Origin of the sequence: Citrobacter sp. Cpo100 (genome assembly GCF_030332595.1) — a bacterium.
GTDB classification, from domain to species: domain Bacteria; phylum Pseudomonadota; class Gammaproteobacteria; order Enterobacterales; family Enterobacteriaceae; genus Citrobacter; species Citrobacter portucalensis.
The window spans coordinates 370,539-394,364 of the sequence record NZ_JAOWHM010000031.1; the positions used below are offsets into that span (position 1 = coordinate 370,539).

The 23,826-nt window shown below is 50.0% G+C and carries 17 protein-coding genes and 1 pseudogene; 9 read left to right on the forward strand and 9 right to left on the reverse strand.

All coding sequences use genetic code 11. From position 1 onward, the window contains the following. The first annotated feature begins 520 nt into the window (after positions 1 to 520). Positions 521 to 3,190: a phosphotransferase RcsD gene (gene rcsD / locus OGX96_RS08650; protein WP_060683514.1), complete on the forward strand. Its 2,670-nt coding sequence runs from the start codon at positions 521 to 523 to the stop codon at positions 3,188 to 3,190. Positions 3,191 to 3,206: 16 nt separating this feature from the next. After that, the gene (rcsB, locus tag OGX96_RS08655) at positions 3,207 to 3,857 is read left to right on the forward strand and encodes a response regulator transcription factor RcsB (protein WP_003027592.1); all 651 of its coding nucleotides are present in this window, start codon (positions 3,207 to 3,209) and stop codon (positions 3,855 to 3,857) included. 118 nt (positions 3,858 to 3,975) lie between these two features. Here rcsB and rcsC read toward each other — a convergent pair whose 3' ends face one another. After that, positions 3,976 to 6,822, reverse strand: a complete 2,847-nt coding sequence (gene rcsC, locus OGX96_RS08660) for a two-component system sensor histidine kinase RcsC (RefSeq protein ID WP_008785313.1) — start codon at positions 6,820 to 6,822, stop codon at positions 3,976 to 3,978. Positions 6,823 to 6,876: 54 nt separating this feature from the next. On the opposite strand from rcsC, the gene OGX96_RS08665 reads away from it, so the two are divergent. Continuing rightward, a complete protein-coding gene (locus OGX96_RS08665) occupies positions 6,877 to 7,140 on the forward strand; it encodes a hypothetical protein (protein ID WP_198801524.1) in 264 nt (87 codons plus the stop codon). 50 nt (positions 7,141 to 7,190) lie between these two features. Further along, positions 7,191 to 7,946 carry a MurR/RpiR family transcriptional regulator gene (locus OGX96_RS08670; RefSeq protein WP_048224672.1) on the forward strand — a complete coding sequence of 252 codons (756 nt, stop codon included), beginning with the start codon at positions 7,191 to 7,193 and terminating at the stop codon, positions 7,944 to 7,946. Positions 7,947 to 8,040: 94 nt separating this feature from the next. On the opposite strand, the gene OGX96_RS08675 is transcribed toward OGX96_RS08670, so the two are convergent. From OGX96_RS08675 to gyrA, 5 genes are all read right to left on the reverse strand, one after another. Further along, positions 8,041 to 9,057 carry a Gfo/Idh/MocA family protein gene (locus tag OGX96_RS08675; RefSeq protein WP_048224675.1) on the reverse strand — a complete coding sequence of 339 codons (1,017 nt, stop codon included), beginning with the start codon at positions 9,055 to 9,057 and terminating at the stop codon, positions 8,041 to 8,043. Positions 9,058 to 9,068: 11 nt separating this feature from the next. Continuing rightward, positions 9,069 to 10,085, reverse strand: a complete 1,017-nt coding sequence (gene srlE / locus OGX96_RS08680) for a PTS glucitol/sorbitol transporter subunit IIB (RefSeq protein ID WP_048224678.1) — start codon at positions 10,083 to 10,085, stop codon at positions 9,069 to 9,071. Next, the gene (locus tag OGX96_RS08685; protein ID WP_048224679.1) at positions 10,066 to 10,464 is read right to left on the reverse strand and encodes a PTS glucitol/sorbitol transporter subunit IIA; all 399 of its coding nucleotides are present in this window, start codon (positions 10,462 to 10,464) and stop codon (positions 10,066 to 10,068) included. The genes srlE and OGX96_RS08685 overlap by 20 nt, the downstream gene beginning before the upstream one ends. Before the next feature lie 9 nt (positions 10,465 to 10,473). Next, on the reverse strand, positions 10,474 to 10,995 hold the full coding sequence (gene srlA, locus OGX96_RS08690) for a PTS glucitol/sorbitol transporter subunit IIC (RefSeq protein WP_006683705.1): 522 nt from the start codon (positions 10,993 to 10,995) through the stop codon (positions 10,474 to 10,476). Between the two features lie 358 nt (positions 10,996 to 11,353). Further along, positions 11,354 to 13,993: a DNA topoisomerase (ATP-hydrolyzing) subunit A gene (gene gyrA / locus OGX96_RS08695; RefSeq protein WP_128317415.1), complete on the reverse strand. Its 2,640-nt coding sequence runs from the start codon at positions 13,991 to 13,993 to the stop codon at positions 11,354 to 11,356. Between the two features lie 158 nt (positions 13,994 to 14,151). On the opposite strand from gyrA, the gene ubiG reads away from it, so the two are divergent. From ubiG to yfaE, 4 genes are all read left to right on the forward strand, one after another. Next, a complete protein-coding gene (gene ubiG, locus OGX96_RS08700; RefSeq protein WP_048234860.1) occupies positions 14,152 to 14,880 on the forward strand; it encodes a bifunctional 2-polyprenyl-6-hydroxyphenol methylase/3-demethylubiquinol 3-O-methyltransferase UbiG in 729 nt (242 codons plus the stop codon). Between the two features lie 419 nt (positions 14,881 to 15,299). After that, a complete protein-coding gene (nrdA, locus tag OGX96_RS08705; RefSeq protein WP_286582740.1) occupies positions 15,300 to 17,585 on the forward strand; it encodes a class 1a ribonucleoside-diphosphate reductase subunit alpha in 2,286 nt (761 codons plus the stop codon). 110 nt (positions 17,586 to 17,695) lie between these two features. Continuing rightward, positions 17,696 to 18,826, forward strand: a complete 1,131-nt coding sequence (gene nrdB / locus OGX96_RS08710; RefSeq protein ID WP_003834668.1) for a class Ia ribonucleoside-diphosphate reductase subunit beta — start codon at positions 17,696 to 17,698, stop codon at positions 18,824 to 18,826. Then, on the forward strand, positions 18,826 to 19,080 hold the full coding sequence (yfaE, locus tag OGX96_RS08715; RefSeq protein ID WP_003027609.1) for a ferredoxin-like diferric-tyrosyl radical cofactor maintenance protein YfaE: 255 nt from the start codon (positions 18,826 to 18,828) through the stop codon (positions 19,078 to 19,080). Before nrdB ends, yfaE begins: the two co-directional genes overlap by 1 nt. 3 nt (positions 19,081 to 19,083) lie before the next feature. Here yfaE and OGX96_RS08720 read toward each other — a convergent pair whose 3' ends face one another. Next, positions 19,084 to 20,274, reverse strand: coding sequence for an MFS transporter (locus OGX96_RS08720; protein ID WP_048234859.1), 1,191 nt, complete (start codon positions 20,272 to 20,274; stop codon positions 19,084 to 19,086). A gap of 160 nt (positions 20,275 to 20,434) precedes the next feature. On the opposite strand from OGX96_RS08720, the pseudogene OGX96_RS08725 reads away from it, so the two are divergent. Beyond that, positions 20,435 to 21,312: pseudogene (locus OGX96_RS08725) on the forward strand (LysR family transcriptional regulator). 61 nt (positions 21,313 to 21,373) lie between these two features. Here OGX96_RS08725 and glpQ read toward each other — a convergent pair. Beyond that, entirely contained in the window at positions 21,374 to 22,441 is a 1,068-nt protein-coding gene (gene glpQ, locus OGX96_RS08730) for a glycerophosphodiester phosphodiesterase (protein ID WP_008785318.1), read from the reverse strand. Between the two features lie 3 nt (positions 22,442 to 22,444). After that, entirely contained in the window at positions 22,445 to 23,803 is a 1,359-nt protein-coding gene (glpT, locus tag OGX96_RS08735; protein ID WP_286582742.1) for a glycerol-3-phosphate transporter, read from the reverse strand. Positions 23,804 to 23,826 lie beyond the last annotated feature (23 nt).

The following is a 23,826-nucleotide window of genomic DNA, read 5'->3' on the forward strand; positions in this document are numbered from 1 at the left end:
AGCACAAATAATCAAGAATCATTTCAATTTTCTTTAAAATCAATGCATTATACAAAAATATCTTATAGCACTGAATGACAAAACAAAATCTTCACTCGCAACTAAAATAGACCCGCTATCATCATTAACTTTATTTATTACCGTCATTCATTTATGAATGTCTGTTTACCCCTATTTCAGCCGAATGCTCAGCGTTCGGTTTTTTTTTACCCTTCTTTACACAAAGCTTACCTTTCTGTGCTACCGATGAAAAACTATAACGACTATTAACTATCTCGGGCGTCACGATCAGATATAAGTTTGATAAATAATTTCTTGTTATTTAATGCTAAATGTATACATTCCGTACGAATATTTGTACCCACCTTTATCCACTGTACACCTTTGCACCGCCATGACTGCAACAAAATCAGGCGCAAAGAATGCAGGCCAGGCGGCGCGGTGTAAGTGTGGTAATTCATACATTACCCTTTATACTGCCCTTTCATCTTTCGCGTCGTTTAACAGGTCATAAACACGAATGAGTCAGTCTGACACAACGGTTTCCACCCGATTCTCCCTGTTACCAGGAAGTATTACCCGTTTCTTCTTATTACTGATCGTTGTGCTGTTGGTGATGATGGGTGTTATGGTCCAGAGCGCCGTCAACACCTGGCTAAAGGATAAGAGTTATCAGATTGTCGATATTACCCATGCCATTCATAAAAGGGTCGATACCTGGCGATACGTGACCTGGCAAATCTATGACAATATTGCCGCTACAACCAGTTCACCAGGCGCAGATGGGCTACAGGAAACGCGTCTGAAACAAGATATCTATTATCTTGAGAAACCCCGCAGAAAGACTGAAGCGCTGATTTTCGGCTCGCATGACAGTTCTACACTGGAAATGACCCAGCGCATTTCAACGTATCTGGATACGCTGTGGGGCGCGGAGAATGTCCCATGGTCAATGTATTACCTGAATGGTCAGGATAACAGCCTGATCCTAATCTCAACGTTACCACTGAAAGATCTTACCTCCGGTTTTAAAGAATCGACGATTGGGAATATTGTCGATTCCCGACGCGCTGAAATGCTGCAACAGGCTAATGCGCTGGATGAGCGTGAAAGCTTCTCTTCTTTGCGCCGCCAGGTCTGGCAGAACGGACATTACTTCACGCTACGTACGACCTTTAATCAGCCAGGGCATTTGGCCACCGTTGTCGCCTTTGACCTCCCCATTAATGACCTGATCCCTCCCGGGATGCCGTTGGACGGTTTCCATCTGGAACCTGATGCCACCTCAACAACCGAGCATGTTACTGAAAAAGAGTCACCAGACAGCGTCAGTATCAGCTTCAACAATGGCAAGATTGAAATCTCTTCAGCGCTGAATTCAACGGATATGCGACTGGTATGGCAAGTTCCATTCGGTTCCTTGCTGCTGGATACGCTGCAAAACATTCTGCTGCCGCTGTTATTGAACATTGCGTTACTGGCCCTGGCGCTGTTTGGTTATACCACCTTTCGCCACCTCCCTGCCCGTTCGACTGAAGTGGCGCCAAACCTTGCGGCAAATAATGAGCTGCGTGTTCTGCGCGCAATCAATGAAGAGATTGTTTCCCTTCTGCCGCTGGGATTACTGGTACACGATCAGGAAGCAAACCGCACGGTTATCAGCAATAAAATTGCCGACCACCTGCTGCCGCATTTAAATCTGCAAAACATTACCAATATGGCAGAGCAGCATCAGGGAGTGATTCAGGCCACCATCAATAATGAACTGTATGAAATCAGACTGTTTCGCAGCCAGATCTCCCCGAGAACGCAGATCTTTATCATTCGTGACCAGGACCGCGAGGTGCTGGTCAATAAGAAACTGAAGCAAGCGCAGCGGCTGTATGAGAAAAACCAGCAGGCCCGCGCGGCCTTTATGCAGAATATTGGCAGCGCGCTGAAAGACCCCGCGAAAACGCTGGCTGCTAATGCCGCCGCGCTCAATACACCAGACAGCCAGAAACTGGCCAATCAGGCCGACGTTCTGGTGCGCATGGTGGACGAAATCCAGCTAGCCAACCTGCTGGAGAACGATGCCTGGAAAGGTGAATCCACACTGTTTTCCGTGCAGGCATTAATTGACGACGTGGTTCCGGAGGTTCTGCCGGCCATTAAGCGTAAAGGGCTGCAGTTGCTGATTAAAAATCACTTAAGCGCCCATGACGAACGCCGTGGCGATCGCGATGCCTTGCGCCGTATTTTGCTGCTGTTGATCCAATATGCGGTAACCACCACGCAGATTGGTAAAATCACGCTGGAAGTCGACCAGGATGAGTCAGAGGCCGAACGCCTGACCTTCCGCATTCTGGATACCGGGGAAGGCGTCACATTAAATGAAGTTGATAATCTCCATTTCCCATTCATTAATGACACGCAGGGCGATCGGTATGGCAAAGCCAACCCGCTGACGTTCTGGCTGTGCGATCAGTTAGCCCGCAAGCTTGGCGGACACTTGAATATTAAAGCGCGGGAAGAACTTGGAACACGTTACATCGTCCATGTTAAAATGCCGCTGCACGATCAACATGCTGATAGTGAAGAGCGCCTGTTGGATGACGTCTGCGTAATGGTTGATGTCACCTCAAATGACGTACGGAGCATTGTATTACGTCAGCTGGAAAACTGGGGGGCAACCTGCATCACGCCTGATGAACGGTTGAATAGTCAAGAATATGATCTCTTTTTAACGGATAATCCGTCTAATCTTACTGCCTCGGGCTTGCTTTTAAGCGATGATGAGTCTGGCGTACGGAAAATTGGCCCCGGCCAGCTGCGCGTCAACTTTAATATGAGCAATGCTATGCAGGAAGCTGTCCTTGAGCTGATTGAAGAGCAGCTGGCACAAGAAGAGTTCCAGGAACTCCCCCTCGGCGGAGATGAAAACGCCGAACTTCATGCCAGTGGTTACTACGCACTCTTTGTAGACACAGTACCGGATGATGTTAAGAGGTTGTATACTGAGGCGGCTATCAGCGATTTCGCTGCATTAGCCCAAACGGCCCATCGCCTGAAAGGCGTGTTTGCCATGCTTAATCTGGTACCCGGCAAGCAGTTATGTGAAGCGCTGGAACATCTTATTCAAGAGAAAGATGCTCCAGGTATAGAAAAATACATCAGCGACATTGACGTTTACGTCAAGAGCTTGCTGTAGCAAGGTAGCCCAATACATGAACACTATGAACGTAATTATTGCCGATGACCACCCGATTGTACTGTTCGGTATTCGTAAATCACTTGAGCAAATCGAGTGGGTAAATGTTGTCGGCGAATTTGAAGACTCCACTGCACTGATCAACAATTTGCCTAAGTTGGATGCGCATGTGTTGATTACCGACCTCTCCATGCCGGGAGATAAATACGGTGATGGGATCACGTTAATTAAATATATCAAGCGCCATTTCCCGAGCCTGTCGATTATCGTTCTGACCATGAACAACAATCCGGCTATCCTGAGCGCGGTACTGGATCTCGATATTGAAGGGATCGTACTGAAGCAAGGTGCGCCAACCGACCTGCCAAAAGCGCTGGCCGCGCTGCAGAAAGGTAAGAAATTTACCCCGGAAAGCGTGTCTCGTCTGCTGGAGAAAATCAGCGCCAGCGGCTATGGCGACAAACGTCTGTCACCGAAAGAGAGTGAAGTTCTGCGCTTGTTTGCCGAAGGTTTCCTGGTTACTGAAATCGCTAAAAAGCTCAACCGCAGCATTAAAACCATCAGCAGCCAGAAAAAATCGGCAATGATGAAGCTCGGTGTGGAAAACGATATCGCACTGCTGAATTACCTCTCCTCCGTGACGCTGAGTCCGTCAGACAAAGAATAATTCTTTATCACGTCAAAATGCCTGATGGCGCTGCGTTTATCAGGCCTACGAACACACAGCATCGTGCACTTTTCGTAGGCCGGATAAGACTAACGCCGCCATCCGGCTCTTTTATCCCCTATCCCCGCGTTTTTCTCACTCTTTCCGCATAGACCGCCAGCGTTTGCTTCAATACGTCTAAGGTCACCGGCTTGGACAGACAGCTATCCATACCTGATTCCAGACAACGCTGCTTCTCTTCGGCAAGCGCGTTTGCCGTTACCCCCACAACAGGCAGCGTTAACCCTAGCTGGCGGATACGCTGCGTCAGGCGATAACCATCCATATTTGGCATGTTGACGTCACTCAGCACGATATCGATATGGTTTTTGCTGAGTACGTTGAGCGCATCCACACCGTCATTCGCCGTTTTACACTGATATCCCAACGATCCCAGCTGATCGGCCAGTAAGCGCCGGTTGATAGGGTGATCGTCAACAACCAGGATCATCATGTCATCGTTCGTCGCACCGGCTTTATCCGGGGCTGGCAACGCCGTGGAGAGATCTTCACTCCCCAGCTCTACACTGTAGATATGCGCCAACAGCGCAGGCAGTTCGTGCGGTGACGCCACGCTGTGTACCCATTCTCCAGGCTCTCTTTCCAGCGGAATGCCAATATGGCGGCGGCAGAAAATTACCGCTGCCCGTCCCTGCCAGGCCTGTTCCAGCACATCGTCGGCCACCAGCAGGTCATCCGCATCGGGCTGTTGTCCCTCATATCGCAGCACCGTCATCCCGTTACGCGTCAGGCTGGATTCGAGAAATTGGTACAGTGACGCATTGCGTACTGCCAGCCAGCAACGCGTGCCAGCCAATCCTTCTACACCCTTTTTCAACGGATACTGTGCGCCATAAAGCGGAATACGCAGCGTAAACTGACTCCCCATTCCCGGCTCGGAATCGACGGAAATATCCCCATCCATCATGCTGATCAGTTTTTCACAAATCGCCAAACCGAGTCCCGTTCCCTGGAAATTACGCTGTACGCCAGTCCCCACCTGGAAGAAAGGATCGAACAACCGAACCACCTCTTTGGCAGGGATCCCTACACCGGTATCACGCACTCGAATGCTCAGGTAGTCGCCGCTGCACTGCACGTGCAGCACAATACAACCGGTATCGGTAAACTTGATTGCGTTACTCAGCAGATTAGAAATCACCTGTTGTAAACGCATCGGATCGCCATTCAGCGCCACGGGCACATCCGGGTCGATAAAGCAGTACAACCCCAACTGCTTGCGGACCACCAGCGGCAAATAGTTAGCCGTAATATGGTTCATGACTTCACGCGGTGAAAACTCTCGCGGCTCAATCTTCAGCTGTTCAGATTCAATTTTTGAGAAGTCGAGAATATCGCTGATAATTTTCAGCAGCAGGCTGGAAGAGTTATTCATCGCCGTTACCAGACGATCCACCCCACTCGGTAACTCTTTGGTTTGCAACAAATCAAGGTTTCCGATAATGCCATACAACGGTGTACGTAGCTCATGGCTCACCGTCGCAAGGAACATCGATTTGGACTGACTAGCCTGTTCCGCCGCCTGTGCCATCTCCTGCAACGACTCTTCCATTTTAACGCGCGCACTGACATCAACCAGGACACAAATTGCCACGTTTTCATTGCGATAGCGCGAGTGCACAAAGCTGATTTGCAGATTGGTATTGTTGCTGGTCAGTACATCAACAAAATTGACCTGTTGGCCGCAAATAATTTGCGTTAACCGCTGACGGTCTTCATGCGTCAGCATGTTCAGATAGGTGTGCGCCAGTTCGTTACTCAGGATGTTAATCCCATCCATCGTGCGCAGAATACAAATACCCACCGGCGCAGAAGCTACGATTTTACGGTTAAACTGCTCATGTTCTTCCAGCCGCTGAGCATCGCTTTCCGCTGGAATAAAAATGCGCCGTTCATACATGCGCGTGAGCATAAACAATGCCGCGCCAACCAGCACGTTCAACAAGATAGCGTTCAGGATCATCATGCGGATCCGCTCCAGCACCAGATCGACCGGAACGGAATAGACGATGCTCAGGGAGGACGGAGGCAGATTCTTCTTCAATACCAGCTCGCGGAAACCCGGCGTGTAACCAAACCAGGAGCGTTCCTGCATCCAGTGGGGCTCAGCCTTAATATTCCCTTCAGGGCCAGTGAGCGAAATCAGCGCATGCCCATTTTCGTCGAGGATGGTCACGCCCATCGGTAAACTGCCCGGCGTGAAGAAATTCTCCATACGAATAGGCTGCTCTACGCCCAACAGCGCCTGGAGGCGATTGGCGAGGTAAACCGGCGTCAGCGCATAGAAATACCCTACTCCCGGACGTGGCCCCTGGCTGATCCAGAACAGGTTGTTGCCGTTTTCATCTTGCGTAGCATTGCGATACTTAATAATGCGCTCATGCAACGCCTTCAGGGCCTCGTCACGTTCGACGGGCATATCACGCAAGCCGAAATTGGCCATACAGAGGTTGTCGCTGCCGATCAGGAACACTCGATTTAAATCATAGGCGGCGGAAAAGTTGTCGCGCCAGTAGCGCATAAACCAGGCCAGTGATTCCAGAGAACCTCGCCAGGCGTTGCCCATGACAGAACAGTCGGAGTCGGCAAACAGCGGCTCAAAATTTGGCACGACGGTTTTATCATCTCGCGCCCGCAGCGACATCACGCCGTTTTCTGCCGTTAAGCGATTCTCGGCAATGTATTTCAGTTCTTTAATGACATCAGATGTGCGCTGAATGTAGCGCTGGGCCTGATCGGAGCTGAGATTAAGCTCCTGATGGATCTCAGACTCTCGCTGATGCAGCGCATTCACAATGTAGAACACGGAGGCGAACGCAATCAGACACCAGATAACGAGCGCCAACGCTCTGAACAGGTAGCGTGAAACTTTTAGGGTTGAATGAACGGAAGCAAGGTATTTCAAAGGGGCGAAGCTCCGCCTCAGGGCATTAATAGAGTGTGGTTAAGGTAGCGGTAAATGTCCGGCGTCGCAATGCCCTCTCTTTACGGGAATATGATACACCGCTCTGAAACCCTTGCCTTAACCCCGCAATATTTACACAACCAAATGGTCATTGTGTCGATAATTCCACATGTTTATAGCGTAGAAATCACAGGCCGTTCAGCAGTCTTATCTGAAAATGAGAAAAAACGCTTTGCTGCTTGCCCTGCTCAACGTTATGCGGGGGAAGCGCCGTCAATCCTCTTCACGTTAACCACTCGCCAGGCAACACAGAGGTAACTTGAAGGAAAAAGTGTATATGTCATAATAAACAAAACCGAGGGACCTCAATGAACATTATCGAACAACTTCAGTTACTGGTGAAAACTGGCTCACACACGGAACAAACTATTAGTCGTTACATTCTGGCTACATTATCAGGCGCAGAAAAACTGACATCGACAGCAATTTCAAAAAAGACTCAGACCAGCCAACCTTCTATTGTTCGTTTTGCTCAAGCGCTCGGTTATACCGGTTTTACTTCTTTTAAATATGATTTAATTAAATGTCTACGCAGTGAACCTGCAGTGCTGCTTCCAGCACAGGCAACAAAGAACAATGTTATTCTCAGTGAATTTATCAACAATAATAACCCAGCAGCAATTAATACTTTCTTTGAAATTATCAGCTCCAGCCGCAACCTTTATTTTTGTCACTCCCGGGAACTAGGCTCTTTACTCAGTAATATCATTCAGGACTACAGTGATATTGGTAAGGTCTGTATTCCCGTTGAGTATCAAAATGCCGATTCGCTGTTAGCCAACAGCCTGACAGATTGTGATTCCGTAATCTTGCTACCGGGTCCCAAAGATGAACCGGATAACCAGTTGATTACATTGATTCGCGAGCATGAGGCTGCCTCGCTGGCTGTCGCCTGCCACCAGAGCGGCACATCGCTTGCCGATGTGACCCTGTACACTCCTCAATCCAGCGTCAGTCCTCTGAGTTTTGCCGCATTGAAAATGTCACTGCATACGCTTTTCTTTCATGCCCTGCAATATTGTTATCTGAATATGAATAATGAAAAGACGCCCCATAAGCGATGATCATTGGCAGGGTTGGGGGGAATAAGACACCCTACTTTAATCATAGAAATTTAAGTCAAAGAAAAATACTTATGAGACGTAAAAAAAAGATTAATTACAAGTGCACAATATTTCCTGTTGATAGTGAATGATGTACTGCCTCGCAAATTAACGTAGCCTGTAAGCCGTCTTCTGCCGTTGCCAGATAAGGTGTATCAAATAATATATGCTCCACAAAATCATGTATTGGCTGAATTCCGTATCCGCTGGCCTTGTTATTAACATAATTGATAAAGTTATAATTTGGTGTCGCGCTACGTTGTGGTGTAAACATTTCATAGCCGCGCAACTGCGCATCTGCTCGATAATAGTTATTTTCAGTAATAACAAAACTACGACCATCATTTGCTTTGGGGAACGTAGAGGGCAGACACCATCCCACCTCCACCGTCCATTGCGCACCATTTTCAAACGTAACAAAAGACTGAATGGTGTCCCAGGAGTCGATACCTTCAGCAACCAGTTTCTTTTTCTGCCCTATCGCATAGACGCTCACTGCGTTGGCACCGTTCATATAGTATCGAATTAAATCGAAACAGTGAGTGCCGAGAAAATGGACGGGTGAGCTTTCATTCGCCCACGATAACCAGTTTTTTGGCACATCGATGATGTCATCCATGCTCATATAGCCACGTAGTACCTGACCGGTTTCAGGCTTCAATAGCTCATGATGAATATGTTGCGCCATTCCGTCCCAACGCTTGTGGTAATCAACACCAATTTTCACCCCATACTCTGTAGCGCAACGGATAATCTCCCGACATTCCGCCGACGTTGTTGCCATCGGCTTTTCAATCAGCACATGTTTTCCAGCGGTAATGGACTCAATTGTTGCATCAAAGTGGAAAGGATCCGGGGTGGCTATCGATACCAGATCAACTTGCGTAGCGGCAAACAGTTCTGCCAGCGATGCAAAGCCGGGAATATGAAACTCCTGAGCTACGCTGGCCCGAATGTCCGGGTTGATTTCGCAAAACCCGACCAGATTCACCCACGGATTATAGTGGTAAGCATTGATATGGTGTTTGCCATAAATTCCCGCGCCAACCACCGCGGCATTGATTTTATTCATTACATGATTCCTCAGTTAAACAAACCAAAAGAAAACAGATAGCCGATAGCCACCGCCAGAGGAGCGGTAATCATTCGTGATAACAGGAAGGCAGGAACGCCAAGACGAATGGTCTTCTCTTTCGCCTCCTGCATGGAAAGCCCGACAGGAATAAAATCGGCCCCTACCTGAACATTTATCGCGAACAGTGCCGGCAACGCCATCAGTGGAGAAACCACTCCGCTACCGATTAATGTTCCCACCAACACACCCACAACCTGTGCTATGGCCGCGCCAGGAGCCAGAATGGGTGAGATAAACGGTAAGCCGCAGATAATCGCGATGACAAACAAGCCAGTTAACGACCCGGCAAGCGGTGATAGCGCATTCCCGGTCCACTGACCAATTGCCGTTTCCTGCACCAAAGCAATTAACACAGAGATAAAAGCCATAAACGGGATAACGTTTTTAATGCACAGCTCAACCGACTCACGCGCAGAGGTATACAGCAGGCTGACAAAATTACCGATACTCGTAGCAAATCGGGTCATCAACTCCAGCGCAGTGTTGGTTGCTGAACCGCTTGGTTTTGTGTCAACCTGGCGGCTGACAACCGCCGAAGCATCACCTGCGGGCAAAGGTTCAGCAAGATTAACCTCTTCGTGTGCATTGACCGGTTGGTTAAGCGTTTCAATCAACGATAGCGATTCGCTGCTGACATCAGAAATATAGATATCCTCAGTGATATACTTCGCCAGCGGTCCCATCGCGCCGGTAGGGAGGATGTTGATGGTCTTGATTCTTTTTTGCGGGTAGATGCCGCAGCGCAATGAACCACCGCAGTTGATCACCACGCAGAGGATTTTCTTATCATCTGGCATTGCATCAAAGCCGTTAACCACCGGCATCTCGAGCATTTCACCCAGTTTTTTTGCAATAGGGTCAATGCTTTTCCCGGTGAGCGACAAGATTACTTTGCTGGTATCGCGAGATAAATACATGTCATCGCCAATTCCTGAATGACCTTTTTTAATCAGCACGGTTTTCATTGGTTTTCCTCATTATTGTCAATGGGCCCGTTAATTCATTAACGGAAGGCGAGAAACCGCTTTTAACGTGTAATGAACCATAGGCAATTGGCTTTTCTGCCCCGTCAAATACCACTGTAATATGACCCAGCTCACATAGATTTTGCCACGCAGCATCTCCCCAGCAGGTGATATTCCATATCTGGTTATTAATCTGTAAAACATAGTTCGCTGTTTTTTGTAACGGTGCGCTATCAAAAACAATATTCTTTATAACCAGCACATAATCGAGATAATCTTCCGGTGCGCGATCGTTAAACGTTATGAGCATGCCATTAAGCAGCCCTTCTTCTACTTTCTTTCCAGCTTTTACGACATCAGCCGAAAATAGCACTTTCATTGTCTTTCCTTATTCCTGATTAAGTTCGCGTTTTTCCAACCTTGTGAAGATATATTCGGTAAGAAAACCGCGGATAAATCCAAGCAGAATACCTGCAGCGATATAACGCAATGCCAAGTCGGCAACAGGAAGGTCGAGTCGGGTAATCCCCGCCGCCACTCCCAGCCAGATAAAGAGTTCCGATGGTACGATGTGGGGAAACAGCGAGGTCAGTGGATGTACGGTACTGCCCAGTGCATCCTGATAAGCGGGCTTACACCGTTCAGGCAGGAACTTACCCATTGTCAGCGCGCCGGGGCTGCTAAGGAAGAACCAGGCAAAACTGGGCAATATTCCGTATGTTAATATTTTTGATTTCCCCATCAGGGTCGCGACTTTTTCCATTCGCTGTTGACCTATTAACTTCATAATGAAATTAACCGTCAGAATTAATGTTATCAACATCGGAATGGTACTGACGATCATCCCAGAGAATATCTTCCCTGCACTCTGAAAAAGATGGATAAAGCCTTCCGCAATTTCAACTATCATAGTTAACTCCCAACGCCGAGGTAAAAGTATATTCATCCGTCAGAGATGAACTGACAGACTGAGGCAGCCAACGCATTTTTCTTTCACACTTCAGGTGCTTTTTCTTAAATAGTTTGCAGGTCTCCTGTTCATAGCGGATGTTAAAAAATCTTTTATTGGGCAGAGAAAAGTTAGCGGTAAAAGAGTGAACAAACAGTGAGCACTCTCACAGAGTTATAATTATTCATTTATTTTTGTATTTTTATACAAGAAGCGGGTGGACGGTTAGAAAAAGATAATGAGCTGATGGGTAAGGGATTATTCAGGACGTAAAAAAGGGAGGCAAAGCCTCCCTTGTGCACAGTACTACAATGTTTAATTACTCGTCAGCGTCATCCGCTGCTACATCGTCATCGCTTTCCGCTTCAGGCGCGATATCCTCGTCGCCCTCAGCGGCACTTCCGTCGATGGAGTCGAGCTCTTCATCATCAACCGGTTCAGCAACGCGTTGCAGACCCACGACGTTTTCGTCTTCCGCAGTACGGATAAGGATCACACCCTGGGTATTACGCCCTACCACGCTGATTTCCGACACGCGAGTACGTACCAGCGTACCTGCGTCGGTGATCATCATGATCTGGTCGGTATCTTCAACCTGCACAGCGCCAACAACGGAACCGTTGCGCTCGGTAACCTTGATGGAGATAACGCCCTGGGTCGCACGAGACTTGGTCGGATACTCTTCCGCCGCCGTACGTTTACCGTAACCGTTCTGAGTAACGGTCAGGATAGCGCCTTCACCGCGCGGAACGATCAGCGATACCACGCTATCTTTTTCCGCCAGCTTGATACCGCGTACACCGGTCGCGGTACGACCCATTGCACGGACAGCATCTTCTTTAAAGCGCACCACTTTACCTGCCGCAGAGAACAACATGACTTCGTCACTGCCGGATGTCAGATCTACACCAATCAGTTCGTCGCCTTCGTTCAGGTTAACCGCAATAATACCTGCAGAACGCGGACGGCTGAACTCGGTCAGCGCCGTTTTCTTCACGGTACCGCTGGCGGTTGCCATGAAGACGTTCACGCCCTCTTCGTACTCACGTACTGGCAGAATTGCGGTAATACGTTCGTTAGCTTCCAGCGGCAACAGGTTGACGATTGGACGTCCACGTGCGCCACGGCTTGCTTCCGGCAACTGATAGACCTTCATCCAGTACAAACGACCACGGCTGGAGAAGCAGAGGATCGTGTCATGGGTGTTGGCCACCAGCAGGCGGTCAATAAAGTCTTCTTCTTTAATGCGTGCTGCTGATTTACCTTTACCGCCACGACGCTGCGCTTCGTAATCGGTTAACGGCTGATATTTCACGTACCCCTGATGAGACAAGGTTACGACTACATCTTCCTGGCTAATCAGATCTTCGATGTTGATGTCAGCGCTGTTCGCGGTGATTTCGGTACGACGAGCGTCACCGAACTGTTCACGAATCAGCTCCATCTCTTCACGGATAACTTCCATCAGACGATCGGCGCTGCCCAGAATGTGCAGCAGTTCAGCGATCTGTTCCAGCAACTCTTTGTATTCGTCGAGCAGTTTTTCGTGCTCAAGGCCGGTCAGTTTCTGCAAACGCAGATCCAGAATAGCCTGGGCCTGCTGTTCAGTCAGATAGTACTGACCGTCACGCACGCCAAATTCAGGCTCCAGCCATTCAGGACGCGCGGCGTCATCACCGGCACGCTCCAGCATGGCGGAAACGTTGCCCAGTTCCCACGAACGCGCAACCAGCGCAGCTTTCGCTTCAGCCGGGGTCGGCGCGCGGCGGATCAGTTCAATGATCGGATCGATGTTCGCCAACGCAATCGCCAGCGCTTCAAGGATGTGCGCACGGTCGCGGGCTTTACGCAGTTCAAAGATAGTACGACGGGTAACGACTTCACGGCGGTGACGTACGAACGCGGCAATAATATCTTTCAGGTTCATGATCTTCGGCTGGCCATGGTGCAATGCAACCATGTTGATACCGAAGGAAACCTGCAGTTGGGTCTGGGAATAGAGGTTGTTCAGAACCACTTCCCCGACCGCATCACGTTTCACTTCAATCACGATGCGCATACCGTCTTTGTCAGACTCGTCACGCAGCGCGCTGATGCCTTCAACGCGTTTGTCTTTTACCAGCTCGGCGATTTTCTCAATCAGGCGCGCTTTGTTTACCTGATACGGAATTTCGTGAACGATGATGGTTTCACGACCCGTTTTGGCATCCGCTTCGACTTCCGCGCGTGCGCGAATGTACACTTTGCCACGACCGGTACGGTAGGCTTCTTCGATACCACGACGACCGTTGATGATCGCGGCAGTCGGGAAGTCCGGACCCGGAATATGTTCCATCAGCCCTTCAATGCTGATGTCTTCATCGTCAATATATGCCAGACAGCCGTTGATCACTTCGGTCAGGTTGTGCGGCGGAATGTTGGTCGCCATACCTACCGCGATACCGGACGAACCGTTCACCAGCAGGTTAGGAATTTTGGTCGGCATGACGTCAGGAATTTGTTCGGTGCCGTCATAGTTGTCGACGAAATCAACCGTTTCTTTTTCCAGGTCAGCCATCAGCTCATGGGCGATTTTCGACATACGGATTTCCGTATAACGCATCGCCGCTGCGGAGTCGCCATCGACAGAACCAAAGTTACCCTGACCATCTACCAGCATGTAGCGCAAGGAGAATGGCTGCGCCATACGAACAATGGTGTCGTAAACGGCGGTATCACCATGAGGGTGGTATTTACCGATTACGTCACCAACGACACGGGCAGATTTTTTATAGGCTTTATTCCAGTCGTTGCCCAATACGTTCATGGCGTAAAGTACGCGACGGTGAACCGGTTTCAGGCCATCTCGGACGTCCGGCAGCGCACGGCCAACAATGACCGACATCGCATAATCCAGATAGGAGCTCTTCAGCTCTTCCTCAATGTTGACCGGTGTAATTTCTCTCGCAAGGTCGCTCATCTAACCGCTATCCCTCTACTGTATCCCGGATTCAAAGGTCGCAAATTATAACACATCCGTGCAGATTCAGGTAAATGGATTCCCCCTGACAGAGGCTTTATTCATCCCGTCAGGCTGATATACTCATTTGCAACGCAAATTTAGGAGTAGAAGCCCCAATGAATGCCGAAAAACCTCCGGTAGCTCACAACGTTGACCATGAAGAAATTGCCAAGTTTGAAGCAGTCGCGTCACGCTGGTGGGATCTTGAGGGTGAATTTAAGCCGCTGCACCGCATTAACCCACTGCGTCTGGGCTATATTACTGAGCGCTCAGGCGGCCTGTTTGGTAAAAAGGTACTCGACGTCGGATGCGGCGGCGGTATTCTGGCAGAGAGTATGGCGCGCGAAGGTGCCACCGTTACCGGACTGGACATGGGTTTTGAACCGCTGCAGGTAGCAAAACTGCATGCACTGGAAAGCGGTATCCAGGTAGAGTACGTACAAGAAACCGTCGAAGAGCATGCGGAAAAGCATGCACATCAGTATGACGTTGTCACCTGCATGGAAATGCTGGAGCACGTGCCAGACCCACAGTCAGTGGTCAGAGCTTGCGCCAGGTTGGTCAAACCGGGTGGTGAAGTATTTTTCTCCACGCTTAACCGCAACGGCAAATCCTGGCTGATGGCGGTGGTCGGAGCGGAATATATTCTGCGCATGGTGCCGAAAGGCACGCACGATGTGAAAAAGTTTATTAAGCCTGCTGAATTATTAGATTGGGTTGACCAGACCGTACTGAAAGAGCGCCATATGACCGGCCTGCATTACAACCCCATCACCAACACCTTCAAACTTGGCCCGGGCGTTGATGTGAACTATATGGTACATACCACCGCCAAGGTTGATTAACCGCTCCTGTAGGCCGGATAAAGCGTGCAACGCCGCCATCCGGCATGCTTACTGGAACCATGCCTGTTGACGTTTCGCTTATCAGGCCTACAAATCCTGTGCCAGATCATAAGAACTTTCCTTGCCTTAGATGAAGAAATCAGCACTCGATCAAATTTTCTATTTTTTTTCTCAATTATTGACATCCCCGCCAGGCCTTATAAGACGCGCACTTAGCGATTATCACCCTTTTGCAACCTCAATTTAACCTCAAAATCAACTCTTGTGCTGAAAAGAATCCCTACTAGAATACTCACCATATAGCGTCTATTTTATCAAACAACCCCTACATATAGTATTTATCCACAGACTTAGTCACAACATGACTCTGTGGATAATATGGGGGATATTTTTTCTTTCACGGACAGGTAAAAAACCACATGAATCAGAGTCTGCTGGTGACAAAGCGTGATGGTAGTACAGAGCGCATCAATCTCGACAAAATCCACCGAGTTCTGGATTGGGCGGCAGAAGGACTGAATAACGTATCGATTTCTCAGGTCGAGCTGCGCTCCCACATTCAGTTTTATGACGGAATCAAGACCTCCGACATCCATGAAACAATCATCAAAGCAGCCGCCGACCTGATCTCCCGCGAAGCGCCGGATTATCAATATCTGGCTGCCCGTCTGGCGATTTTCCATCTGCGTAAAAAAGCGTACGGTGAGTTTGAACCGCCAAAGCTGTTCGACCATGTCGTGAAAATGGTTCAAATGGGCAAATACGACAATCATCTGCTGGAAGACTACACGGAAGAAGAGTTCAAGCAGATGGACTCGTTCATCGTACACGACCGTGATATGACCTTCTCCTACGCTGCGGTGAAGCAGTTGGAAGGTAAATATCTGGTGCAAAACCGTGTTACCGGTGAGATCTATGAAAGCGCACAGTTCCTCTACATTCTGGTAGCGGCTTGCCTGTTCTCTAACTATCCGCGTGAAACACGTCTGCAATATGTAAAACGTTTCTACGACGCCGTTTCTACGTTCAAAATCTCGCTGCCGACGCCAATTATGTCCGGCGTGCGTACCCCAACGCGTCAGTTCAGCTCCTGCGTACTAATCGAGTGCGGCGACAGCCTGGACTCCATCAACGCAACCTCCAGCGCAATTGTGAAATACGTTTCTCAGCGTGCCGGTATCGGCATTAACGCTGGTCGCATCCGTGCGCTGGGTAGCCCGATTCGCGGTGGTGAAGCGTTCCACACCGGCTGTATCCCGTTCTACAAGCATTTCCAGACTGCGGTGAAATCCTGCTCTCAGGGTGGCGTACGCGGTGGTGCAGCCACGCTGTTCTACCCAATGTGGCACCTGGAAGTTGAAAGCCTGCTGGTCCTGAAAAACAACCGTGGCGTCGAAGGCAACCGCGTTCGTCACATGGACTATGGCGTACAGATCAACAAGCTGATGTACACCCGTCTGCTGAAAGGCGGCGACATCACCCTGTTTAGCCCGTCCGACGTCCCGGGTCTGTATGACGCGTTCTTCGCCGATCAGGATGAGTTCGAGCGTCTGTACACCCAATATGAAAACGACGACAGCATCCGCAAACAGCGCGTGAAAGCGGTTGAGCTGTTCTCACTGATGATGCAGGAACGTGCCTCGACCGGTCGTATCTACATTCAGAACGTTGACCACTGCAACACCCATAGCCCGTTTGATCCGGTTGTCGCGCCGGTACGCCAGTCCAACCTGTGCCTGGAAATTGCTCTGCCGACCAAACCGCTAACCGACGTTAACGATGAAAACGGCGAAATCGCACTGTGTACGCTGTCCGCATTTAACCTGGGCGCTATCGAAAGTCTGGACGAACTGGAAGAGCTGGCTGTACTGGCGGTACGTGCGCTGGATGCGCTGCTCGATTACCAGGATTATCCGATTCCGGCCGCCAAACGCGGTGCGATGGGTCGTCGTACGCTGGGTATTGGCGTGATCAACTACGCTTACTGGCTGGCGAAAAACGGTAAACGCTACTCTGACGGCAGCGCCAATAACCTGACTCACAAAACCTTTGAAGCGATTCAATATTACCTGCTGAAGGCTTCTAACGAGCTGGCAAAAGAGCAAGGCGCATGCCCATGGTTTAACGAAACCACCTATGCGAAAGGTATTCTGCCGATTGATACCTATAAAAAAGATCTTGATGCTATCGCTAACGAACCGCTGCATATGGACTGGGAACAGCTGCGTGAATCTATCAAGACTCACGGCCTGCGTAACTCCACGCTGTCAGCCCTGATGCCGTCCGAGACCTCTTCGCAGATCTCCAACGCCACCAACGGTATTGAACCGCCACGCGGTTACGTGAGCATCAAAGCATCGAAAGATGGGATTCTGCGTCAGGTCGTGCCGGACTACGAACACCTGCACGACGCATACGAACTGCTGTGGGAAATGCCAAACAACGACGGCTATCTGCAGCTGGTAGGCATCATGCAGAAATTTATCGATCAGTCGATTTCCGCCAACACCAACTACGATCCGTCGCGCTTCCCGTCCGGAAAAGTACCGATGCAGCAGTTGCTGAAAGACCTGCTCACCGCCTACAAATTTGGTGTCAAAACGCTGTATTATCAGAACACCCGTGACGGTGCGGAAGACTCTCAGGACGATCTGGTACCGTCCATTCAGGACGATGGCTGCGAAAGCGGCGCATGTAAGATTTAATCTTTTGCCGGGTGGCGTAACGCTTACCCGGCCTACAAATTAATTCGCGGTATTGTAGGCAGGATAAGCAAAGCGCATCCGGCAGTACATTCCAGACAGGATTCACATCAATGGCATACACCACTTTTTCACAGACGAAAAATGATCAGCTTCTGGAACCGATGTTCTTCGGCCAGCCGGTGAACGTCGCCCGCTACGATCAGCAAAAATATGACATCTTTGAAAAACTGATCGAAAAGCAGCTCTCTTTCTTCTGGCGTCCGGAAGAAGTCGATGTTTCTCGCGATCGTATCGACTTCCAGGCATTGCCGGAACATGAAAAACATATCTTCATCAGCAACCTGAAGTATCAGACGCTGCTGGACTCCATTCAGGGACGTAGTCCTAACGTCGCGCTGCTGCCGTTAATCTCGATCCCTGAACTGGAAACCTGGGTGGAAACGTGGGCGTTTTCTGAAACGATCCACTCCCGCTCTTACACCCACATCATCCGTAATATTGTTAACGATCCGGCGGTGGTGTTTGACGATATCGTCACCAACGAGCAAATCCAGAAACGCGCAGAAGGCATCTCCAGCTACTACGACGAATTGATCGAGATGACCAGCTACTGGCATTTGCTCGGTGAAGGTACGCATACCGTTAATGGTAAAACGGTTGTCGTAAACCTGCGTGAGCTGAAGAAGAAGCTGTATCTGTGCCTGATGAGCGTGAACGCGCTGGAAGCGATCCGCTTTTATGTCAGCTTCGCCTGCTCTTTCGCCTTCGCCGAACGTGAACTGATGGAAGGCAACGCGAAAATTATTCGTCTGATCGCCCGCGACGAAGCCCTGCACCTGACCGGTACTCAGCATATGCTGAACCTGCTGCGCAGCGGCGTGGACGATCCGGAGATGGCGGAAATTGCCGAAGAGTGCAAACAAGAGTGCTACGACCTGTTCGTACAGGCCGCGCTGCAGGAAAAAGAGTGGGCGGACTATCTGTTCCGTGATGGCTCAATGATTGGCCTGAACAAAGACATTCTGTGCCAGTACGTTGAGTACATCACCAACATCCGTATGCAGGCTGTTGGACTCGATCTGCCATTCCAGACACGTTCTAACCCGATCCCTTGGATCAATACCTGGCTGGTGTCTGACAACGTCCAGGTTGCGCCGCAGGAAGTGGAAGTCAGCTCTTATCTGGTCGGCCAGATCGATGCCGAAGTCGATACTGACGATCTGAGTAACTTCCAGCTCTGATGGGCCGCGTGACTCTGCGCATCTCTGGCACGCAGTTGCTGTGCCAGGATGAACACCCTTCCCTGCTTGCCGCGCTCGAGTCGCACGATGTTGAGGTCGAATATCAGTGTCGTGAAGGCTACTGCGGTTCCTGCCGTACCCGCCTGGTGGCGGGACAGGTTGACTGGATTGCAGAACCGCTGGCCTTCATTCAGCCCGGTGAAATATTGCCGTGCTGTTGCCGGGCAAAAGGCGATATTGAAATAGAGCTGTAGTGTTTAGTGAACTTCATGCGCGGAGACCAGTACCACGTCTCCGCGTTTTTTCATCTGCATGATATACAGCGCCCCGGCCAGTACCACCAGCAGCGCACCCACCAGATAAATCGCCCGATATCCCACGCCCTCGACCATCATCCCCATGATAAACGCGCCGATTGCCATTCCCGCATCCATCGCATTGAAAAACAGCGAATTGGCGATACCAATTTTATGCGGTTCCACCGAACTAATAATTTGTGTCTGAAATACGGGTGTGACCGAACCATAACCGATGCCAATTAATCCACCGGAAATAATCATCATAATGCTGCCGTTAGTATAGCCAAGCGCCACCAGCCCGACGGTGAAAGCCAGCAAACACGGATAGACCACGTATTTCGGCCCTTTTTTATCACAAACATTGCCGGTAAAGGTTCGACAGATCATCAGGCAAATGGCGTAGCACAGCAGGAAATTACTGGCGGCGGCCATCAGATCGAGCTCGCGTGCATACAGTGCGAGAAAAGCGGAAACGCCCGCGTAGGAAAAAGTCATGAAAAACGTCACCATTGCGAAAGGCAGTGCGGCGCGATCAAACATTGCAGCAAATCCCAGCTTCGGTTTTGAGCCGTCAGCATGACGGATAACCGGCGGTACGGCGACAATCAATGACAGGATAATACCCAGTACGGCAACCGCGCTACACAGCCAGAATGCAGTGGTAAAAGCTTCCCAGCGTGCCATGTTCAGCCCTACCCACGGCCCCACAACCATTGCCAGTCCCATGGCTAACGAGAAAAAACTGATGCCCTCCCCACGTCGGGAGGCCGGTATCAACCGCGCGGAAATCGTTCCTTTTACCGTGGTAATAACGCCAAACGTTACACCATGAAGCACCCGAATCAACAGCAGTGATTCAATTGAGTGGCAAACAGGATACAGCGCAGTGACCACCAAAAAGGCCAGAGAAGAGAGCACCAGAATTGTTTTATTCGAATATTTTCCTACCCATTGTCCCGCAAACGGGCGCACAACAATTGCGGCCCCCAAAAAGAAGGTGACTAATAATCCGGCCTTATCTGGAGTGGCATGCAGGCGATCCGAAATATAGATCGGTAACAGCGTGAGCAGGACATAAAAAACAAAAAATATAATAAAGCTGATTATCGTTATTGCCCAAAAATCTTTCGTCCACAGTTTTTCTTTCATATTCGACAACCTGTCCAGACGGCGCACGCAGGCAACGCTCAGCTCAACTGAACTACGGACAGGTGCGTCGAAGTGTGATTTTACGGTAGACCGCAAGTATAAACAGGTCCATTATATTAGAGAAATTAATCGTTTTAATATTGTTGATTAGAGGGAGCTAATGACATTAACCCAGATCCACGCCCTGCTTGCCGTACTTGAGTACGGTGGTTTTACCGAAGCCAGCAAGCGGCTGTACATGACCCAATCCGCCGTTAGCCAGGCAATTTCAGCGCTAGAGGAAGAGCTAGGGGTTGATATTATTATCCGCGAACGCCGCAAAGACATTCAACTTAGTCCGGCCGGGAGTCGGATCGTTTCACACCTGCGGACGATCGTGTCTGAAACCAACGCGGTGAAAGAGATTGCCGAGCAAGAGCGACAAAACCCGGCCAGAGCCCTGCGAATCGGCTGCTTTCCCAGCGCCTGTGCCTGTATTTTGCCCGGTATCATCCACCACTTCGAGCAGCACCACCCGCATATCAAAATTATCCCTTATGAGGAAAACAGCACGGCAATCGTTGATTCCCTGCGCAGTGGGGATATCGATGCGGGATTTGTACATTTCCCGGTAAATGGCATGTACTGCGTACCGGTGTATCGCGACAAATTTACCGTTGTAGTTCCTGAAAGCCACCCGCTGCGGCCAATAGAACGATTTCAGTGGAACAACTGGTTGGAGAACCGCTCATTATCAGCAAAGGTCGCTATGAATTAAGCATCATGGCGCTATTTAAAGAGAAGGGAATTGAACCGGTCATTAAATACGAGTTTAACCATCCGGATACCGCGATGAGCTTTATTCGTCAGGGGCTGGGTATAGCGTTATTACCGGAATTAACGCTGAAGGCGGTTGGTGGGAAAGTACGCTCAGTCCCGCTGGAACCGACGTTCTATCGACAGATATCCTTACTGGCAAAAGAGCCGCCGGTGGACGGCAGCCCTTTATTTCTCCTGCAGGCATGTATGGAAACGTTGACAGCAGACGGCCTTATCTAGCAGTTAAAACGTTTCATCCATTAAGGCCTGTGACCGGAGGTGCATCACAGGCCTTACGCCATCACTCTTTATTCAAGAATTTCACTGCTTTGTCGGGGAAGTCGGTGAACAGCCCGTCCACGCCCGCCTTGTTATAAAGAATGTCATACAGCTGGTTTACGTCAGTGGTGTAATCCGGCAGTTGATCGGCGCGAACGGTATAAGGATGCACAACCATCTTATTCTGATGTGCGTCCTGTACCATGCCAGTTAACGAGATATTGCCCTTCTTCGACTTCTCATCAATCAGCATGTGGTAGTCCGGCCCAATGCCGTCCGCATACTGCGCAACCTGCTTCATGGCACCCGGTTTAAACATCCAGTCGTAGTTGTAATTAACCCAACTACCGTCCGGCTTTTTCTCCTGGGTTTCATTCCAGTCAGTGTACGCAATCAACTGTACCAGATTGAGATCCATCCCCATCTTCGGTTCCAGTTCATTTTTAATGCGCTTCAACTCTGCAACATCAAAACACTGTAGATAGACCTTGTCGTTCTTGTCGGTATACCCGTACTTTTTCAGTACTTCCAGCGTTTTAGCCGCAATGTCCTTCCCTTCCTGGTGATGGAACCACGGCGCTTTCATTTCCGGGTAAATACCGATGTTTTTACCGGTGGAATGATTTAATCCCTGAACAAACTCAATCTCTTCTTCGAACGTGTGCACGCGGAAATCAGATTTACCCATCGGGAAGCGCCCTGGGTAGGTCTGGACCTTTTTGCCATTTTCGATATCGAAGCCTTCGGTAAATTTCAGCGATTTAATTTCATCCAGCGTAAAGTCGATGGCGTAGTAACGCCCATCTTTACGCGCACGATCCGGAAAACGCTCGGCAACATCGGTGACGCGGTCAAGATAGTGGTCATGCAGGACGACCAGATGGTCATCCTTGGTCATAACCAAATCCTGCTCCAGATAATCCGCCCCCTGGGCATAGGCCATCGCCTTTGCTGGCAGCGTATGCTCCGGCAGATAACCGCTGGCGCCACGATGCGCAATCACGATTTTATCTGCGGCAACAGCTGCACTGCTGACCACCATACCTGCGAGCATCAGCGCCACGCTGAGACTTTTCAATGTGGTTTTCATCTATTAGCCCCCGTTACGCTTCAGTTCCATCTCTTCGTGATGGCGTTTTTCGCCAATCATGACGACTACCAGCAGAATAACCGCCAGCACGCTACCGCCAATCATCACCATAAAGCCGCCGTCCCAACCGAAGAAGTCAACGGTGTAGCCAACAATGGCGCTCGCGGCCACAGAACCGCCGAGATAACCGAACAGACCGGTAAAGCCAGCCGCCGTTCCCGCCGCTTTTTTCGGTGCCAGTTCCAGCGCGTGCAAACCAATCAACATTACCGGACCGTAGATCAGGAAGCCGATGATGATCATACAAGCCATATCCACGTTCGGGTTGCCTGCCGGGTTCATCCAGTAAACGATGGTCGCAATAGTTACCAGCGTCATAAAGAACACCCCGGTCGCGCCACGGTTACCACGGAAGACTTTATCCGACATCCAGCCGCACAGCAGCGTGCCTGGAATACCCGCATACTCATACAGGAAGTAGGCCCAGGATGATTTGTCCAGTGCGAAATGCTTCACTTCTTTCAGGTAGGTTGGTGACCAGTCCAGGATGCCGTAGCGCAGCAGATAAACAAACACGTTGGCGATAGCGATGTACCACAACAGTTTGTTCGGCAGTACGTACTGCATGAAGATCTGCTTCGCAGTCAGCTCTTCTTCCGCTTTCTCGGTGTAATCGTCCGGATAGTCGTTCTTATACTCTTCGATAGGCGGCAGACCACAGGACTGCGGTGTATCACGCATCAGGGCAAAAGCAATCAGCGCGACGACGATCGCACCGAAAGCAGGCATATACAGCGCCGCTTTCCAGTCATTGAACCAGGCCATACCCAGCAGGAACAACAGCGGAGGCAGACCGCCACCCACGTTATGCGCACAGTTCCAGACGGAAACAATGCCTCCACGCTCTTTCTGCGACCACCAGTGCACCATGGTACGACCACACGGCGGCCACCCCATCCCCTGGAACCATCCGCAGAGGAACAGCAGCACAAACATTATCGCAATGCTCGATGTCGCCCACGGCACAAAGCCCATAAACAACATCACTGCGGCAGCCAGAATCAAACCTGCTGGCAGGAAAACGCGCGGATTCGAGCGATCCGAAACGGACCCCATGATGAATTTCGAAAATCCGTAAGCAATGGAGATACCGGACAACGCAAAACCCAGATCGCCACGCGAGAAACCTTGTTCAACCAGATACGGCATCGCAAGGGCAAAGTTCTTACGTACCAGATAGTACGCGGCATAACCAAAGAAAATCCCCAGAAAAATCTGCCAACGTAATCGACGATATGTCGGGTCGATCTCCGCTGCAGGTAAACGCGCCGTGTGTGACGCTGGTTTAAAAATGCTCAACATAGTGTAGCCTCCGTGGCCGTCTT